Source organism: Pararhodobacter marinus (genome assembly GCF_003122215.1).
GTDB lineage: Bacteria > Pseudomonadota > Alphaproteobacteria > Rhodobacterales > Rhodobacteraceae > Pararhodobacter > Pararhodobacter marinus.
On the sequence record NZ_QEYD01000003.1, the window covers coordinates 102,328 to 121,230 of the forward strand.

An 18,903-nucleotide genomic window follows, 5' to 3' on the forward strand; every position below is an offset into this window, starting at 1 on the left:
GAAAAAGGCAGGCGCGCAAACCCGCCCCTTCACTCTGCTGAAAATACTCAGGCGACCTCAGCCGATCCGCCCCAGCGCCGGGAACATGTCGAGCAACCAGAACGAGAAGTCTGCAAGCCAGCCGGTGATCAGCGCAAGGCCGACCAGCACCAGAAGCGCGCCCATTCCCTTCTCGACCCAGCCCATCCATGGCTTCAGCCGGTTCATCAGGCCCATCGCCCGGTTGATGAAGATCGCGGCCAGCAGGAACGGCAGGCCCAGCCCCAACGCGTAAGCCGCCAGCAGCCCGGTGCCGCGCGCCACCGACTCCTCGGTCGCGGCGAGCGTGATGATCATGCCCAGGATGGGCCCGATGCAGGGCGTCCAGCCAAAGGCAAAAGCCAGCCCCAGCACATAGGCCCCGAAGGCCGAACCGCCCTTGCCGCCCTCGAACCGCGCCTCGCGCATCAGGAAGGACAGCCGGAACAGGCCCAGAAAATGCAGCCCCATCACCATCACCACGACGCCCGCGGCCATCGCGAATTCCTGCCGATAGGCCAGGAACAGCCGCCCCAGGGACGAGGCGGTGAAGCCCAGGAACAGGAACACCGTGCTCAGCCCCATGACGAAGAACAAGGCGGGAATCGTGGCCGGGCTGAGGCCCCGGCTTTCGGTCAGGTCGCGCATCGAGATGCCAGACATATAGGCCAGATACGGCGGCACGATGGGCAGCACGCAGGGGCTGAGAAAGGACAACAGCCCGGCCGCGACCGCCACGAACAACGCGGGCAGCAGGGCTGCGTCGAACAGGTCGATCCCGAACATGGCGTGGCGTCTCCCGGTTTTGTCCTGAGGGCACGGTCCTGTTCCGGACCCCTGCCCCTGATAGCGAAGCGCCCCCCGTTCGTCACGGGGGGCGCGCTCACGTTCCTGATATTGCGACCTCGGGTCGCGGGCCTGATATTGCGACCTCGGGTCGCGGGCCTGGTATTACGACCTCGCCTCGCGGGGTCGCCGGGGCGACCCCGGCAAGCTCAGCTCTTGCGCGCCCACCAGCCCGCACGACGCGGTTTCGTGGGCTTCGTCTCTGCCGCCGGTTCCGCTTCTGGCGCCGGTTCCGCCTGGGCTTCTTCGCCGGTCGTCACGACCGGCTGAACTTCCGCAGGCGGCGCCTCGGCCTCGGACACGTTGGCAACGCTTTCATCCGGCGTTTCCACAGGCGTTTCCACAGGCGCTTCGACCGGGATCTCGGCGGGCTGATCGTCGGGCGCCTCGACCGGGGTGGCCGGCGCGTCCTCGGGGGTCGAGGGGACCGGGGCTTCGATCGGGTTCTCGACCGGTGCCTCGCTCGGCGTCTCGTCCGGCAGTTCGGTGCCGCCCGCCGCGACCGGCTCCGCCGCTTTCGCGGCTTCCTCGGCCTTTGCCGCCTTCTCGGCCTCGATCTCGGCCTTCTTGCGGCGCGGCGCGCGGCGACGCTTGGGCTTCTCGGCCTCGGCCTCGGCTTCCGCAGGCGCTTCGCTCACGGGTTCTGCCGGAGCCTCCTGCTTGGCGTCCTCCTTGGCGGCGTCCCCTTCGGCGTCGGTGCTCTTGCGACGCGACCGACGGCGCCGTGCGGGCTTGGGCTCTTCGACCGGCGCGGCGTCAGCCTTTGCGGTTTCGTCTGCCGTTTCCTCGACAGCCTCGGCGGGGGCCTGTGCGACCCGCTCGGCGGCGGGTTCGGCCGCAGGCGCGTCCTCGGATCCGGTGTCGTCGTCGGACGAGTCGTCGCCGTCGGTATCGCCTTCGTTGCGGTTGCCATTCGACTGGCCACCCCGCCGACGCCGACGACGGCGACGCTTGCGCTTGCCCCCTTCGCCGTTGCCATCCTCGTTACCGTCGCCCTTGGCCTCGGTCTCGCCGGATTCGTCGGCTTTTGCCTCGGGGGTGTCGTCGGTTTCGGTCTCGTCCTCGTCCTCGTAATCGTCCAGGTCGGACATTGTCTTCGCATCCAGCGACACGACCGGGGTCGCCGGCGCCGTCACGATCCGCGTCGCGGTCTTGAACTTCTCGATCGAGTAGTCGGGGCTGATGAGCGAGGGGTCGGCCTCGATCCGGATCGCCATGCCATAGCGCAGCTCGATCTGCTGCAGATGCTCGCGCTTGGTGTTGAACAGGTAGTTGACGATCCCGATCGGCGCCTTGACCAGCACCTCTTTCGAGCGGTTGCGCGTGCCCTCTTCTTCCAGCGAGCGCAGGATCTGCAGCGCCAGCGAATTGTCCGAGCGGATCAGGCCCGTGCCGTGGCAATGTTGGCAGGGCTGCGTCGTGGCCTCGATCATGCCGGGGCGCAGGCGCTGGCGGCTCATCTCCAGAAGCCCGAAGGCCGAGATGCGGCCAACCTGAATGCGCGCGCGATCGGTGCGCAGGGCGTCCTTCAGACGCTTTTCCACCGCCGCGTTGTTCTTGCGCTCTTCCATGTCGATGAAGTCGATGACGATCAGACCGGCAAGGTCGCGCAGGCGCAGCTGGCGGGCCACCTCGTCGGCGGCTTCAAGGTTGGTCTTCAGCGCGGTGTCTTCGATCGAGCCTTCGCGCGTCGACTTGCCCGAGTTCACGTCGATGGCGACCAGCGCTTCGGTCACGCCGATGACGATGTAGCCGCCCGATTTCAGCTGGACCGTTGGGTTGAACATCTGGCCCAGATAGCTTTCCACCTGGTAGCGCGCGAAAAGCGGCAGACCCTCGCCATAGAGTTTCACGTTCTTGGCGTGGGACGGCATGATCATCTTCATGAAGTCCTTAGCGGTGCGGTAGCCCGCTTCGCCTTCGACCAGGACCTCGTCGATGTCCTTGTTGTACAGATCGCGGATCGACCGCTTGATGAGGTTGCCCTCTTCATAGATCGGCGCGGGCGCGATGGATTTCAGCGTCAGCTCGCGGATCTGCTCCCACACGCGGAACAGGTATTCGTAATCGCGCTTGATCTCGGATTTCGTGCGGTTTGCACCCGCCGTGCGGATGATCAGCCCCGCGCCTTCCGGCACGTCGAACTCGGACGCGATGTCCTTGAGCTTCTTGCGGTCGGCGGCATTGGTGATCTTGCGGCTGATGCCACCACCGCGCGCGGTGTTGGGCATGAGCACGCAGTAGCGGCCCGCCAGCGACAGATAGGTGGTCAGCGCGGCCCCCTTGTTGCCGCGTTCCTCCTTCACGACCTGGACCAGCATGATCTGCCGAACCTTGATCACTTCCTGGATCTTGTAGCGGCGCGCACGCGAGCGGCGCGGCGGACGCACCTCGTCCGAGACGTCCTCGTCGGCGACGGATTCGATGTCGCTGTCATTGTCGGCGGCGTGATCGGCGGCGCGATAGGGTTTCTTGTCGTCCTTGTCGTCGCCATCCGCGTGATCGTGACCGTGGTCGTCACCCTGCGCGTCGTCGGTGTCGTCGGCGCTGGCGCTGTCATCCTCGTCGAGCTCGACGATGTCCATCGCGCCGTAGGTGCGGTGCTCCATCCCGTCGGCATTCGCGGCCATCGGCGCGCGGGGCGCGGGCTTGTCCTCGTCCGCAGGCGTGTCAGAGGCCGCGTCGGAGGACGTTTCGGCCTCGGCGGGCGCGGCATCCTCGGCCTCGTCGGAGGCGGGCGCGTCTTCGGCGACGGGCTGCAGGGCCTCGGCCACGGGCCCGGTTTCCTCCGCGACTTCCGGCGTCACGTCTTCCGCCGGCGCCTCCATCACCGCAGCGCTGTCTTGCGCGGCGGTCAGAGCGGCATCAACCTCGGGGGTGTCGCCCTCGGAGGTCTCGTCATCGCTATTCTCGTCACCGTGCGTGTCGCGGGCGGATTTGCCGCCCTTCTCGGACTTGTCGTTCCGGCGGCGGCGGGTGCGGCGGGTGGTTTCCTCTTCCTGATCGCGGACCAGCGCGCGCTCTTCTTCCAGAAGCGCCAGACGGTCGGCAACGGGGATCTGGTAATAATCGGGGTGGATCTCGGCGAAGGCGAGGAAACCGTGCCGGTTGCCGCCGTAATCGACGAAAGCGGCCTGCAGCGACGGTTCGACGCGCGTTACCTTGGCGAGGTAGATGTTCCCTGCCAGCTGGCGCTTGTGGATGGTTTCGAAATCGAATTCCTCGACCTTGTTGCCATCCAGAACGACAACGCGGGTCTCTTCCGCATGTGTCGCGTCAATAAGTAGTTTCTTTCCCATAGTCTCTCACGTGTCCCCGGCCATCCGCCCCCCGGCCCCGAAGGGCCGCGCGGCAGAGAGTCATTTGGGGAATTATGGGCAATGCCATGCGTCAGCTGACGGCGGGCGGCGCCTTCGCGCGTCCCGGTCTCGGTCAAAGCTGATGCGCCAAGTGGCATCACGGTTTCAGGCTCCGACGCACCCGACTGAGCGTTGCGTCCATGACAGGCCCTCGCGGCGGGGCCGCTTAGGGCAGTTCTACGGCCCGTGGGCCGATCCCGCCATCGTCTCACCCGAAGGGAGAGTCAGGCTGTGAATTTCGGGCCCTGCGACAATCGCAGAGCTGTCACAAACATAGGGGGGAACACCCGCCCTGTTCAATATGGAAAATGCGCGCGTGAAAGATCGGCGCAAGAAAGTTTCGTTTTCTTCGAAATTCGACGCGTGCCGGCAGGCGGCGAATGGCACCGCCGCCACGGCAAAGGGCGGGTCCGCCCGGTCGCGCACCCGCCCTGCCTTCTGACCCGAATGTCAGACGTAATCTGTCCGGCTCAGACCGTATTTCGCCATCTTCTCGTTGAGCGTCCGGCGCGGCAGGCAGAGCTCTTCCATGACCGCGACGATCGACCCTTTGTGACGCCGCATCGTGTTGTCGATCAGCGTCTTTTCAAAGGCTTCCACGTAGTCCTTCAGAGGTTTGCCCTCGGTCGTCAGCGCCCCGCCCGAGGCTTCGTTCTCGGCCATGACCAACGACACGACAGAGCCCGAGCCACGACGGCTCTGCAGAACCGACTGCTCGGCGATGGAAATGAGCTGACGGATATTGCCCGGCCACGGCGCCTGCAGCAGGTAGGCCGCGTCCTGCGCGCTCAGATCCGGGGCGGGACAGCCGTATTCCTCGGCGTAATCCGTGGCATAGCTCTTGAACAGCGCGAGGATATCCTCGCCGCGTGTCCTGAGCGGCGGCAGGGTCAGCTTCATCGCGGCCAGACGGTAGTACAGGTCCGGTCGCAGCACGTCTTCCAGCGTGCGGCCGGGCTTGTGATCGTTGCAGATGGCGACGATCCGGGTATGCGGCGGCGCTGGCTGATCGTTGATGAAGGTCAGAAGCCGCCCCTGCAGGACCGGACTCATCGCCTCGATATCTTCCAGGCACAGCGTGCCGCCGCGCGCTTCCTCGACCAGCGGCAGGCCGCCCGATTCCACCGGGCCGAACAGCTTGGCTGACAGCGCCTCGTCCTCGATCCCCGCGCAGGAGACGCTGACGAACTTGCGCCCGGCGCGCGGACCCACGGCATGAAGCGCATGCGCCACCAGCGTCTTGCCGGTGCCCGTCTCGCCGTCGATCAGCACATGGCCGTCGGCCTGCCCGTAATCGAGGATATCCTCGCGCAGGCGCACCATCTCGTTCGAGCCGCCGACCAGCCGGTGCATGATCGCTCCGCCATCGGCCAGTTCGTGACGCAGGGCCCGGCTTTCCAGCGCCATCGCGCGCGCCTTCAGCGCGGCGCGGGCCAGATCGGCCATCCGTTCGGGGTCAAACGGTTTCTCAAGGAAATCATAGGCCCCGAGGCGCATCGCCTCGACCGCCATCGGCACATCGCCATGACCGGTGATCAGGATCACGGGGAGCGAGGCGTCCATGCCCATCAGCCGCTTGAGCAGCGCCATCCCGTCCATGCCGGGCATGCGGATGTCGGTGACGACGATGCCGGGGAAATCCGCGCCGATCTGGGCCAGCGCCTCTTCCGCGCCGGCATAGGTTTCGGGCTCGAACCCCGACAGCGACAGCCACTGGCTGATCGACGCGCGCATGTCCTGCTCGTCGTCGATCACGATCACCCGCGTCGGGGTGCGGGGGGCTGCGCTCGTGGACTTTTCAGCCGGTTCAGCGGTGTTGCCTGCATTCATGCAGCGATCTCCTGATCCATTCCGTCTTCAATATAAGCCCAAAACCTCGCAGGCCCAATGCCGCAGCCGTCCCTACACAGAGGAGTGTCCGACCGCGTCCTGTCCTGCCTCGGCCAGAACCGGCAAGGCGATCTCGAACGCGGCGCCGCCTTCGGGCAGATTGCGCGCGGTCAGACGCCCGCCGTGATCCGCGACGATGCCCGACGAAATCGCCAGCCCCAGCCCGACGCCGTCGCCCGCGCCCTTGGTGGTGTGGAAGGGCTCGAAAATCTTGTCGATGTCGCGGATGCCGGTGCCGTTATCCTTGATCGTCAGCGTCACAGTATCGCCCTGTGTCAGGATCAGGTCGATCTGCGGCGCATTGACATTCTGCGTGGCATCGACCGCGTTGCGCATCAGGTTGATGAGCACCTGTTCGATGCGAAGCCGGTCGCCCATCACTCGCACCGGATCCTTGGGCAGCGTTCGCACGACCAGCACCCGCCGCTCGCGCAGGCGCGGTTCCATCATCGTCAGCGCCTCGGTCACGCAATCGCGGATGTCGATCGCGGCAAAGGCATCGCCGCCCTTGCGCGCGAAGCTCTTCAACTGCCGGGTGATCGCGCCCATCCGGTCGATCAGGTCGTCGATGCGCTGGAAACTGACCATCGCCTCTTCGGTGCGCCGCCGCGTCATCAGCAGCCGGGCTCCCGCCAAGTAGGTCTTCATCGCCGCCAGCGGCTGGTTCAGCTCGTGGCTGACGGCGGCCGACATTTCACCCAGCACCGCCAGTTTCGACGATTGCGCCAGCGTCTGTTCGGCCACGGTCAGCTCTTTCTGCACCTTCTCGCGCGCGGCGATCTCGCGCTGAAGGCGCAGGTTGAGTTGCCGCAGTTCGACCGATTCCTGCTCGAACAGCGCGGATTGCGAATAGGCCCGCCGCGAGAACAGGTAGAACACCATCGCCAGCAGCAGCGCGAAGCCCATGATGATCAGCGCCAGAACGCCGTTCACTTTCTCGCGCACGCCGTCATAGGTGGTGTAGCTGATCAGCCGCCAGCCGCGATGCTGTACCCGGGTTTCGGACCGCAAAACGGCCTCGTTGGACAGGAAGGCATCGGGCCCCCGCCCCGCCAGGTCGGCGGTATAGCGCAGCGCCCATTCGATGGCGGTCGGTGCGTCGCGCATTGCCAGCGCCTCGGCCTCGGTCCGGCCCCGCCAGCGCGGTTCGGTGGCCAGAACGATGCGGCCTTCGCTGTCGAGCACCGCCACCGCGTCCGAAAACCCCGACCACGAGCGTTCGAACTGTGCCAGATCGACCTCGACGGTGACGACGCCCAGAACCTGACTGCCCGAGCGGATCGCGCGGGCATAGGCAAAGCCGTAGCCCCCCGAATCGCGCTGGCGCACGTTGAAGATCGTGTCATTGGCGCGCCGGGCCTCGATGAACAGCGCCTCGCTGCCACGCACGCTGCCCAGCCGGTTGCGGTCTGTCGCCGCGACGACCCGGCCCGATGTGTCCAGAAGCTCGATAGACGCCGCGCCGACCTCGCTTTGCAGCCCGATCAGCAATTGCGAGATCGAGGCATAATTGGAATTCTGCAACGCTTCGCGCAGCACCGGGTCACGCGCGAGAAGAATCGGCACGATCTGCGTGCGCTGCAATTCGGCTTCGATATTCCCGGCATACAGCACCAGCCGCAGCTCGGCGCGGGTGCGGGTATCGACGGTGAAGCTTTCGCTCAGCCAGTCGTCCATCACCCAGACCACCGCCACCGCGACGGCCAGCAAGGCGCCGATCAGCGCCTTGCCCCAGGCGGGCATCCCCGTCCTCAGGACCGATACGGGTTGCGATTGCGACGGGTCGGTGCTCATGCGCACAACTTACGCAAGCGCCGCGAGCGGCTCAAGCGACACCGCCTGCCCCGCGCCTCAGGTAAGCGCCAAGGCGCCCATGAGACCGTCGAACAGCGCCCGGCCATCGGTGCCGCCATGCTGCGCGCTGACCGCGCGCTCGGGATGCGGCATCATGCCCAGCACCCGGCGATTGGCCGACAGGATGCCGGCGATGTCATTGCGCGAGCCGTTGGGGTTGCTCACATAGCGGAACGCCACGCGTCCCTCGCCTTCCAGCGTGGCCAGCGTGTCTTCGTCGGCCTGGTAATTGCCGTCGTGATGGGCGATCGGGATGATCGGCTCGGCGCCCGCCTGATAGGCCGAGGTAAAGGCGCTGTCGGTGCTTTCGACCCGCAGCGCGACCGGCTTGCAGACGAATTTCAGCCCCGCATTGCGCATCAGCACGCCCGGCAGAAGCCCGGTTTCGCACAGGACCTGAAAGCCGTTGCACACGCCCAGAACATAGCCGCCACGCTCGGCATGGGCGATCACGGCCTTGGCGATGGGCGAGCGCGCGGCGATGGCCCCGCAGCGCAGGTAATCGCCGAAGCTGAACCCGCCCGGCACGCCCACGACATCGGTGCCCTCGGGCAGCGTCGCATCCTTGTGCCACACGCGCGTCACCTCTGCCCCGGCCGCTTCGAAGGCCACGGCAAGGTCACGGTCGCAATTGGAACCCGGGAAGGTGATCACGGCGGCTTTCATGCGCGGCTCCGATACTGTCAGGCGGGACTGGATGCGCCCCCAATACTGCGATGCGGCAGGCAAAGAAAGGGGGGAATCGGCGCCCGGTCCGCGCGCTTTTCGCGAAAATACGCCTAAGGTGGCATTTCATGCGCCGCGCCCGCGTGCTTTGATGCGCCCATCCAAGGGAGGGATACATGACCAAGGTTACACTGACCGTGAACGGCCGGTCCATGTCGGGACAGGCCGAGGGACGCACGCTTCTGTCGTCGTTCCTGCGCGAGGAACTGGGTCTGACCGGTACCCATGTCGGCTGCGATACCAGCCAGTGCGGCGCCTGCGTCGTGCATATGGACGGACAGGCGGTGAAAAGCTGCACGGTGCTGGCGCAGGATGTCGACGGGGCCAGCGTCACCACGATCGAAGGCATGGCCAATGCCGACGGGTCGCTGGGCACGATCCAGCAGGCATTCCAGGACCATCACGGCCTGCAATGCGGCTTCTGCACGCCGGGCATGGTGATGGCCTCGGCGGCGCTTCTGGCCGAGAATCCCAAGCCGACCGAGGCCGAGGTGCGCCACTACCTCGAAGGCAATATCTGCCGCTGCACGGGCTACCACAACATCGTCAAGGCGGTGATGGCGGCGTCGGGTCAGGATGCAGGCGGGGCCGTCGCCGCCGAATGAGGACGGCTGCCGGCGGTCCGCCCGCCGCAGCGCAGGACTTGTAGGGTGCGTGATGTCACGCACCGTCACCGACATCAGGGAGGGATTCCATGCCCAAGGACGGCGGAATCGGCGCCAGCACGAAGCGGCGCGAAGACGTTCGTTTCCTCACCGGGAACGGACGCTATACCGACGACATCAATCTGCGCGGACAGGCCCATGCCTATTTCCTGCGCTCACAGGTTGCCCACGGCAAGATCAACGGCATCGACACCGCGGCCGCCGAAGCCATGGACGGCGTGATCCGCGTCTTCACCGCGAAAGATTTCGAGGGCGTGGGCGGCATGCCCTGCGGCTGGCAAATCACCGACAAACACGGCCAGCCGATGCAGGAGCCCAAGCACCCGATCCTGGCCGAGGGCAAGGTGCGCCATGTCGGCGATCCCGTCGCCGTGGTCATCGCCGAGACGCTGGAACAGGCGCGTGACGCCGCCGAGGCGATCGAGCTCGATATCGAGGACCTGCCCGCGGTCGTCGACATGAAGGCCGCGCTGGCCGAGGGCGCGCCCAAGGTGCATGACGACCTGACGTCCAACCTGTGCTACGACTGGGGCTTCGTCGAGGAAAACAAGGCCGCCGTCGAGGACGCCTTCGCCAAGGCCGCCCATGTCACCACGCTGGAACTGGTCAACCAGCGGCTCGTCGCCAACCCGATGGAGCCGCGCGTGGCGGTGGGCGATTACGATCCCTGGAACGACAATTCCACGCTTTATACCACCTCGCAGAACCCGCATGTGATCCGCCTTCTGATGGGCGCCTTCGTGCTGGGCATTCCCGAGCACAAGCTGCGCGTCGTCGCGCCCGATGTGGGCGGCGGTTTCGGCACCAAGATCTTCCACTATGCCGAGGAAGCCTTCTGCACCTTTGCCGCGCGTCAGCTGAAGCGCCCGGTGAAATGGACCTCGTCGCGGTCGGAAGCCTTCATCTCGGATGCGCATGGCCGCGACCACGTGACGAAGATCCAGTTGGCGCTCGATGACGCGAACAACTTCACCGCGATCCGCACCGAGACCTACGCCAATATGGGCGCCTATCTGTCGACCTTCGCGCCCTCGGTCCCGACCTGGCTGCACGGCACGCTGATGGCCGGCAATTACCGTACGCCGCTTATCTATGTGAACGTGAAGGCCGTGTTTACCAACACCGTGCCGGTCGATGCCTATCGCGGCGCCGGCCGCCCCGAGGCCACGTTCCAGCTGGAACGGGTCATCGACAAGGCCGCGCGCGAGCTGGGCGTCGATCCGGTCGAGCTGCGGCGTCAGAACTTCATCAAGGCCGATCAATTCCCCTATGCCACCCCCGTGGCGGTCGAATACGATACCGGGAATTACGACGCGACGATGGACAAGATGCTCGAGATCTCGGATTACGCGGGCTTCGCCGCCCGGGCCGAGGAATCGAAGAAACGCGGCAAGCTGCGCGGCTTCGGCATCGCCCATTACATCGAGGCCTGCGGCATCGCGCCGTCGAACCTCGTCGGACAACTGGGCGCCCGCGCCGGTCTTTACGAATCCGCCACAGTGCGGGTCAACGCAACCGGCTCGATCAGCATCTATACCGGCTCGCATTCGCACGGTCAGGGGCACGAGACCACCTTCGCGCAGGTCGTGGCCGAGATGATCGGCATCGATGCGGGCCAGGTCGAGATCAACCACGGCGACACCGCCAACACGCCGATGGGCATGGGCACCTATGGCTCGCGCTCGCTGGCGGTGGGCGGCTCGGCTTTGGTCAAGGCCACCAACAAGGTGATCAACAAGGCCAAGAAGATCGCGGCTCACCTGCTTGAAGCCTCGGAAGCGGATATTGAGCTGGCCGACGGCAAGTTCACCGTCGCGGGCACCGACAAGTCGGTGGACTGGGCGGGCGTCACGCTGGCGGCCTATGTACCGCATAACTACCCGCTCGAATCCATGGAGCCGGGGCTGGAAGAGACGGCCTTCTACGATCCGTCCAACTTCACCTATCCCTCGGGCGCCTATGGCTGCGAGGTCGAGGTCGACCCCGAGACCGGCGAGGTCGAGATCCTCGCCTTCACCGCGGCCGACGATTTCGGCAATGTGGTGAACCCGATGATCGTCGAAGGCCAGGTCCATGGCGGGATCGCGCAGGGGATCGGTCAGGCGCTTCTGGAACGCTGTGTCTATGACGAGGACGGGCAGCTCGTCTCGGGCTCGTACATGGATTACGCCATGCCGCGCGCGGACGATCTGCCGAACTACACGGTCGATCATTCCTGCGTAACCCCCTGCACCCACAACCCGCTGGGCGTGAAGGGCTGCGGCGAGGCCGGGGCCATCGGCAGCCCGCCCGCCGTCATCAACGCGGTCATCGACGCGCTTCAGCGCGGCGGCCATTCCCACGTCACCCATATCGACATGCCCGCTTCGCCCTCGCGCGTCTGGGCGGCGATGAACGCCCAGTAAAAGGAGGTCCGGATGTATAATTTCGACTTCGTCAAACCCGCCTCGGTCGAAGACGCGGTCGCCGCGCTCGGCGGCGACGAGGCGCAGCCGCTCTCGGGCGGCATGACCCTGCTGCCCTCGATGAAACAGCGCCTGAACGCGCCCGCGACGCTGGTTTCGCTGACCGGGATCGACGCGCTGAAAGGCGTCTGCCGCGACGGCGACATGCTGGTCATCGGCGCGGCCACGCCGCATGCGGTCGTGGCGCGGGACGCCGCCGCCGATTACCCGGCGCTGGCGGAACTGGCCGGCCAGATCGGCGACCCGATGGTGCGCAACCGCGGCACGATCGGCGGCTCGCTGGCCAATAACGATCCCTCGGCCTGCTATCCCTCGGCGGCGCTGGCCTCGGGCGCGACCATCGTCACCGATAAGCGCGAGATCGCGGCGGACGACTTCTTCCAGGGGATGTTCGCCACCGCGCTCGACGAGGGCGAGATCATCACCTCGGTGCGCTTCCCGATCCCGCAGAAGGCGGCCTATGCGAAATTCGCCCAGCCCGCCTCGCGCTTTGCCCTGACCGGCGCCTTCGTCGCGCAATACGCGAACGGCGTGCGGGTGGCGATCACCGGCGCCTCGGAGAACGGCGTCTTCCGCTGGAGCGAGGCCGAGGCGGCGCTGTCGTCGAACTTCTCGGCCGACGCGCTTGCCGGGCTGGCGGCCTCGGCCGATCAGATGATCGGCGATCTGCACGGCACGCCCGAATACCGCGCGCATCTGGTGGGCGTGATGACCCGCCGCGCGGTCGCCGCCGCGCACTGAACACGGCGCCATCGCGCCTGAAACCAGGAGAGGGGGGCTGTCTGCCCCCCTCTTTGCCTTGCGGCAAATTCACCCCCCGAGGATACTTGCGGCGTAAAGATGCCGCTGACAGGTCCGTGAGCGCGCCTCTTTGTTCTCCAAATATCCCGGGGGGAGACGCGGCGGCGCCAGCCGGCGTGGCGGGGGGCAGAGCCCCCGGCGGCTTGCGGTTGCCAAGCGCGGCGCCGGTCGTTAATCGGGCGGGCGAAAGGATCCCGATCATGCGCGCGCTTTCCACCGACCTTGGCACTGCCCCGCTGATGGTGCTTACCCGCCCGCAGATGGGCGAGAATATCGGCGCCGCCGCGCGGGCGATGCTGAATTTCGGCGTCGAGCACATGCGCCTTGTCGCGCCGCGCGACGGCTGGCCCAATCCCAAGGCGATCGCCATGGCCTCGGGCGCGTCGAGCGTGCTCGACAACGCCGCCGTCTTTCCCGGCGTGGCCGACGCCGTGGCCGATTGCGACTATGTCTATGCCACGACCGCGCGCGGGCGGGGGCTGGTGAAGCCCGTCCTCACCCCCGAGACCGCGATGGCCGAGGCGCGCGCGATGATCGGCGCGGGCAAGCGTGTGGCGGTTCTGTTCGGCCCCGAGCGTGCGGGGCTTGAAAACGACGACATCGCGCAGGCCAACGCGATCATCACCGTGCCGGTCAATCCGGGTTTCTATTCTCTGAACCTTGCGCAATGCGTGTTGCTGACCGCCTATGAATGGATGCGCCAGACCACGCAGGTCGAGGGCGCGCGGCTGGAACTGGCAGGCACCGATCTGGCCACGCAGATCGAGATCGAGAAGCTGGGCGATCATTTCGAAAACCGGCTGGACGAGGCCGGGTTCTTCCATCCGCCCGAGAAGGCGCCGCATATGAAGCGCAACCTGCGCAACATGTGGGGCCGTTGGGGCATGACGCGCTCGGAAGTGCAGACGCTGCACGGCGCGTTGCGGCAATTGGTGCGTCCCAGGGACTGATCTGCGGCGTCGGGTGCTCTTGATACCGCCCCACCCCCGCAATAGCTTGACGCCGCCAGAAAAGGAGTGTGCCGATGGCGAAACGCCCGATCTTCGAGGATGCCACAGCGCCCAAAGCGAGCGCACAGCCTGCCGCGCAGCCCGCGCGGCGCGGCGGGATCGAGGCCCCGTCGGGCGCGCGCCGCGCGATCCGGGTCTGGCTGGGCGTGCTGTTCGTGATGGTCATGGCGATGATCGCCGTGGGTGGCCTGACGCGGCTCACCGATTCCGGGCTGTCGATCACCGAATGGAAGCCCCTGACCGGCGCGCTGCCACCGATGACCGAGGCCGACTGGCAGGCCGAGTTCGACCTCTACCAGCAGATCGACCAGTTCCATCTGCTGAATGCCGACATGACGCTGTCGGAGTTCAAGTCGATCTACTGGTGGGAATGGTCGCACCGGCAGCTCGGCCGCGCGGTGGGCGTGGTCTGGGCGCTGGGGTTCCTGGCCTTCCTGGCCTTGCGCAAGATCCCCGCGGGCTGGACCGGGCGGCTGCTGATCCCCGGCGTGCTGGGCGGCGTTCAGGGCGCGATCGGCTGGTGGATGGTCTCGTCGGGCGTGACGCAGGGCGAAGGTGTGACCAGCGTCGCCAGCTACCGTCTGGCCACGCATCTGGGGCTGGCCTTCGTCATCCTGGGTTTCATCGCATGGTACATGTTCTTGCTGGGCCGGCCCGAGGCGCAGCTTCTGCAGGCCCGCCGCTCGCGCGAGGCGAAGCTGTTCTCGTTGGGAACGGGGCTCATGCATTTCGCCTTCCTGCAGATCATCCTCGGCGCGCTGGTCGCGGGGATCGATGCGGGCCGGGGCTATACCGACTGGCCGCTGATGGGCGGCTCGGTGCTGCCGCCCGCGATGTGGGAGCTCAGCCCCGTCTGGCGCAACCTCTTCGAAAATGACGGCACGGTGCAGTTCATCCACCGCGTCTCGGGCTATCTGCTGTTGGTCTTCGGCGTGATCGCCTGGAACCGGGGCCGGCGCTCGAGCTATGCGCGCACGCGCAATGCCTTCCACTGGGTTCTGGGCGCGCTGGCCGCGCAGATCGTGCTGGGCATCGTCACCGTGATGCACGGGGCGCCGCTGGAGCTGGGCATCGCGCACCAGTTCATGGCCGTCATCCTGTGGGTGCTGATCATCCGCGCCCGCTATCTGGCCCAGTATCCGCTGGGCGGCACCATCCGGGGATAAACCATGACCGCATATGACAACATCGTCGCGCATGAACGCACGAGCTGGGCCCTGTCGCAGGTGATGGGGCGCCTGGGCTGGGATCAGGAAACCATGATGCCGCGCGGCGCCGCCGAGCAGCGGGGCGAGGAAATGGCGGCGATGGAGGAAGTGCTGCACGCGCGGCGCACCGATCCCCGCCTTGGCGAATGGCTGGAAGCGGCCACCGCCCCCGATGCCAAGGGCGAGGCGATCCTGCGCCATGTGCGCCGCTCTTATACCCGCAACACGCGGGTGCCTGCCGCGCTGGCGGCGGAACTCGCCCGCGTGACCTCGGTCGCGCAGGGTGTCTGGGCCGAGGCCCGCGCGCGCGACGACGTGGCGCATTTCCTGCCCACCCTCACGCGGGTGATCGAGCTGCGGCGCGAGGAAGCCTCGGCGCTGGCCGAGAACGGTGCGCTCTATGACGCGCTCTTGAACGATTACGAACCGGGCATCAGCGGCGACGAGATCGCGGCGATCTTCGCGCGGATGCGCACGCGGCTGGTCGCGCTGCGCGAGAAGGTTCTGGGCGCCGCCTATCAGCCTGCGCCGATGAAGGGCGAATTCCCTCGCGAAAGGCAATTGCGGCTGAGCCGGACCCTGGCCGAAGCCTTCGGCTACGATTTCGCGAAGGGGCGGCTCGATCTGGCGGTGCATCCTTTCTCGTCGGGGTCGGGCGCGGATGCGCGCATCACCACGCGGGTGGCCGAGAACGACCCGTTCAACTGCCTGTATTCGACGATCCACGAAGTGGGGCATGCCTGCTACGAGCAGAATATCGACGAAGGCTACCGCTATTCGCCGCTGGGCGAAGGCGTGTCGATGGGCGTGCATGAAAGCCAGAGCCGGATCTACGAGAACCAGCTCGGCCGCTCGCGGGCCTTCACCGGCTGGCTGCATGGCCAGATGCGCCACGAATTCGGCGATCTGGGGCTGGATCCCGAGGGCTTCTTCGGCGCGGTCAACCGCGTGCAGCCGGGCCATATCCGCACCGAGAGCGACGAGGTGCATTACAACCTGCACATCATGATGCGCTTCGACCTGGAACGCGCGCTGATCTCGGGCGACCTGCAGCCCGGCGACCTGGAAGCGGCCTGGAACGACCGGTTCCTGCGGGATTTCGGCGTCGCGGTGGATCGCCCGTCGCACGGGATGCTGCAGGACGTGCACTGGTCGATCGGTCTGTTCGGCTATTTCCCGACCTATGCCCTGGGCAATGTCTATGCGGGCTGCCTGATGAAGGCGTTGCGCAAGGACCTCGTGGGGATCGATACCGCGCTGGCCGAGGGGCGGCCCACGGTCGCGACCGAATGGCTGACCGCGAAGCTGCAGCGTCATGGCGGGCTGCGCGAGCCGCGCGACACGATCACCGAGGCCTGCGGTTTCGAGCCCTCGGAAGCGCCGCTGATGGATTATCTCGAGGCCAAGTTCAGCGACCTGTACCGGCTCTGAAGGGGCGCGGCGCGGGGGCATCGAGCCCCCGCGCCGCGCGGCCGGGCCAAGGGCCCGGCGGGACGCTTGAGGCCGGTATCGCCCGGTCCGGGCGGCTCTCTCGTGGGAGCCGCTTTTTGAGTATTTGAGGCAAAGTGAAAGAGCGCTCAGGCGGCTTGCCCGGCGGCCCAGCCGGAAGACCAGGCCCATTGGAAATTGTAGCCGCCGAGCCAGCCCGTCACATCGACCACCTCGCCCACGAAATAGAGACCGGGCACCCCGCGCGCCTGCATCGTCTTCGCGTCGAGCGCCCGGGTATCGACGCCGCCCAGCGTGACTTCGGCGGTGCGCCAGCCCTCGGTCCCGTTGGGGACGAGCTGCCAGCGATGCACGGCGTCGCCGAGCTTTTGCAGCGCCGCTTTCGACTGCGTGGCGAGCTTGCCCGACAGCCCCGCGCGCTCGGTCACCGACCGCGCAAGTTTCTCGGGCAGGTCGAGTGCATTGGCGAGCTCGCGTGCGCCCTTTTCGGAGCGGGCCGCCTGCGCCTCTTGCGCGAGATCGCGACCGGCCGCGAGGTCGACCTCGATCGCCTGTCCTTCGCGCCAATAGCTGGAGATCTGCAGGATCGACGGCCCCGACAGCCCGCGATGGGTGAAGAGGAGCCCCTCGTCGAAGGCGATCTTCGCGTCCTTCAGCCCCACCCGCGCCTGCACGCTCACCCCTGCCAGCGCCTGCATCGCGTCGCGCTGCTGGTCCGAGAAGGTGAGCGGGACAAGGGCCGGACGCGGCTCGATCACGTCGAGACCGAAGGCGCGCGCGATATCGTAGCCCAGCCCGGTCGCGCCCATCTTCGGGATCGACTTGCCGCCCGTCGCCACCACCACCGAACGCGCGTCGAGCGGGCCGTCGCCGGTATCGACGGTGAAGCCGGGGCGCAGGCCTGAGATCGTCACACCGAGCCGCAGCTCGCCCCCGGCCTCGGCGAGATCGCGCAGGAGCATGTCGACGACCTGCCGCGCCGAGCCGTCGCAAAAGAGCTGGCCCAGCGTTTTCTCGTGCCAGGCGATGCCCGCGCGGTCGATCCGGGCGATGAAATCATGCTGGGTGTAGCGTCGCAGCGCCGAGAGCGCGAAGCGCGGATTCTGGCTGAGGAAGCGTTCGGGCGCGATCTGCAGGTTGGTGAAATTGCACCGCCCGCCGCCCGAGATGCGGATCTTCTCGCCCGGGGCCCTGGCATGGTCGAGCACCAGCACCCGGCGGCCCCGGCGCGCGGCCTCGATCCCTGCCATCAGTCCGGCCGCCCCCGCGCCCAGCACGATCACGTCATGCATCCCCGATCTCCCGTCGTCGCGCCCTGCGCGCAGGAGCCAGCGATAGACGGGGGCGCGGCCGGGATGCAAGCCCGCTTCGTGACACAAGGGTGGAGGGACAACCCCGCGCGAATCGGCAAGCGTCTGGAAAGGCCCGGAAACAGGCGAACGCGGCCCGGAAAGCCGATGCCCGGGCAGGCGCGACACAAACCCAGGGGCCGCCGATCCCTGTGCAGAAAGGGATGCGCGGATTGCATGAGCATCGCCGGAAAGAAGGGGCAATTTTTTCGCCCTCGCCCTCTTGCGGCGGCCGAGTCACCGAGATAAACAGCGCCTCAGTTGGGGCGTGGCCAAGTGGTAAGGCATCGGTTTTTGGTACCGTGTACCGTAGGTTCGAATCCTACCGCCCCAGCCAACTTCCTGAAAAGATGACCGATCCCGGTGACGCGACGATGTCGCGGCGGTGAAGATGCCATGACGCAGCGGTGACAGGGCGGGCCCTCCGCGAAGCGGCCTTGCGCGTGTTTCGCGCAGCAAAATGGCCGGGCGAACCCGGCCTTTTGTGTCATCGAACCGCGTGGTTCAGATCTCGATCTTCTGGAAGCCGTCGCGCAGGGCGTTCGACCAGGCCTGCGACATGGCGCGGAAGCTTTCGTTTTCGGCCTCGATCCGCTCGACACGGCTGAGGCGGCAGGCATCCTTTTCGACCACCGCGAAATCCAGCGGCATGCCCACCGAGAGATTCGAGCGCAGGGTCGAATCCATCGACAGAAGCACCGCCTTGCGCGCGTCGTCGAGCGAGGTGTCGGGCGTCACCACCCGGTCGAGAATCGGCTTGCCGTATTTGTGCTCGCCGATCTGCAGGTAGGGCGTGTCTTCGGTCGCTTCGATGAAATTGCCCTCTGGATAGACGAGGAACATGCGCATGGCACCGCCCCGCCTCTGGCCGGCGACGATCATCGAGGCGGCGGTCGACACTTTCGAGGCCTGCATCTTCGCGTCGATATCCTGGCGCACCGAGGCCAGCGTGTTGCCGACGATCTCGGCCACGTCCAGCATCGTATGCGCCTGCATGATCGAGGGCGTTTCCTCGGTCTCGGGATGCTCGATTCCCTCGCGCAGCTGCGCCAGCGTGGTCTGCGTCACGGACAGGCTGCCCGCCGTGAGGATGACGATGCACCGCTCGCCCGGTTCTTCGAAGGTGAACATCTTGCGGTAGGTGGCGATATTGTCGAGCCCGGCATTCGTCCGGGTATCCGACAGCAAGACCATGCCTGCCTTCAACAGCAATCCCACACAATAGGTCACGTCACTCCGGCCCTCTCAGCCCCGCCGCACCCC

13 protein-coding genes and 1 tRNA gene are annotated in these 18,903 nt (G+C 66.7%); 7 read left to right on the plus strand and 7 right to left on the minus strand.

Annotation, left to right across the window (positions count from 1 at the left end; translation table 11 throughout):
• Nucleotides 1-57: 57 nt before the first annotated feature.
• The 5 genes from C4N9_RS05470 to purQ all read right to left on the minus strand — a co-directional run bounded on the left by C4N9_RS05470 (nt 58) and on the right by purQ (nt 8,633).
• Nucleotides 58-804, minus strand: a complete 747-nt coding sequence (locus C4N9_RS05470) for a cytochrome c biogenesis CcdA family protein (protein ID WP_109532297.1) — start codon at nt 802-804, stop codon at nt 58-60.
• 209 nt (nt 805-1,013) lie between these two features.
• Nucleotides 1,014-4,163 (minus strand): Rne/Rng family ribonuclease, encoded by a 3,150-nt coding sequence (locus C4N9_RS05475; RefSeq protein ID WP_109532298.1) that lies wholly within the window; start codon nt 4,161-4,163, stop codon nt 1,014-1,016.
• Nucleotides 4,164-4,673: 510 nt separating this feature from the next.
• Nucleotides 4,674-6,053: a sigma-54-dependent transcriptional regulator gene (locus C4N9_RS05480; RefSeq protein ID WP_109532299.1), complete on the minus strand. Its 1,380-nt coding sequence runs from the start codon at nt 6,051-6,053 to the stop codon at nt 4,674-4,676.
• Nucleotides 6,054-6,125: 72 nt separating this feature from the next.
• Nucleotides 6,126-7,856 carry a sensor histidine kinase gene (locus tag C4N9_RS05485; RefSeq protein ID WP_245902483.1) on the minus strand — a complete coding sequence of 577 codons (1,731 nt, stop codon included), beginning with the start codon at nt 7,854-7,856 and terminating at the stop codon, nt 6,126-6,128.
• A 108-nt stretch (nt 7,857-7,964) separates the two neighbouring features.
• The gene (purQ, locus tag C4N9_RS05490; RefSeq protein ID WP_109532301.1) at nt 7,965-8,633 is read right to left on the minus strand and encodes a phosphoribosylformylglycinamidine synthase subunit PurQ; all 669 of its coding nucleotides are present in this window, start codon (nt 8,631-8,633) and stop codon (nt 7,965-7,967) included.
• 176 nt (nt 8,634-8,809) lie between these two features.
• Between purQ and C4N9_RS05495 the strand changes: the two genes are divergently transcribed.
• From C4N9_RS05495 to C4N9_RS05520, 6 genes are all read left to right on the plus strand, one after another.
• Nucleotides 8,810-9,298 (plus strand): (2Fe-2S)-binding protein, encoded by a 489-nt coding sequence (locus C4N9_RS05495; protein WP_109532302.1) that lies wholly within the window; start codon nt 8,810-8,812, stop codon nt 9,296-9,298.
• A gap of 89 nt (nt 9,299-9,387) precedes the next feature.
• Nucleotides 9,388-11,763, plus strand: a complete 2,376-nt coding sequence (locus tag C4N9_RS05500; RefSeq protein WP_109532303.1) for a xanthine dehydrogenase family protein molybdopterin-binding subunit — start codon at nt 9,388-9,390, stop codon at nt 11,761-11,763.
• A 12-nt stretch (nt 11,764-11,775) separates the two neighbouring features.
• Entirely contained in the window at nt 11,776-12,564 is a 789-nt protein-coding gene (locus tag C4N9_RS05505) for an FAD binding domain-containing protein (RefSeq protein ID WP_109532304.1), read from the plus strand.
• 260 nt (nt 12,565-12,824) lie between these two features.
• Nucleotides 12,825-13,574, plus strand: a complete 750-nt coding sequence (locus C4N9_RS05510; RefSeq protein WP_109532305.1) for an RNA methyltransferase — start codon at nt 12,825-12,827, stop codon at nt 13,572-13,574.
• A gap of 74 nt (nt 13,575-13,648) precedes the next feature.
• Nucleotides 13,649-14,800, plus strand: coding sequence for a heme A synthase (ctaA, locus tag C4N9_RS05515; protein ID WP_109532306.1), 1,152 nt, complete (start codon nt 13,649-13,651; stop codon nt 14,798-14,800).
• A 3-nt stretch (nt 14,801-14,803) separates the two neighbouring features.
• Entirely contained in the window at nt 14,804-16,273 is a 1,470-nt protein-coding gene (locus tag C4N9_RS05520) for a carboxypeptidase M32 (RefSeq protein ID WP_109532307.1), read from the plus strand.
• 146 nt (nt 16,274-16,419) lie between these two features.
• Here the strand turns inward: C4N9_RS05520 and C4N9_RS05525 are convergent, their stop codons facing one another.
• Nucleotides 16,420-17,583: a BaiN/RdsA family NAD(P)/FAD-dependent oxidoreductase gene (locus C4N9_RS05525; protein ID WP_109532308.1), complete on the minus strand. Its 1,164-nt coding sequence runs from the start codon at nt 17,581-17,583 to the stop codon at nt 16,420-16,422.
• Nucleotides 17,584-17,902: 319 nt separating this feature from the next.
• Here C4N9_RS05525 and C4N9_RS05530 point away from each other — a divergent pair.
• Nucleotides 17,903-17,977, plus strand: a tRNA-Gln gene (locus C4N9_RS05530).
• Between the two features lie 167 nt (nt 17,978-18,144).
• Here C4N9_RS05530 and C4N9_RS05535 read toward each other — a convergent pair.
• Complete coding sequence (locus C4N9_RS05535) at nt 18,145-18,870, minus strand: proteasome-type protease (RefSeq protein WP_109532309.1); 726 nt, start codon at nt 18,868-18,870, stop codon at nt 18,145-18,147.
• Nucleotides 18,871-18,903 lie beyond the last annotated feature (33 nt).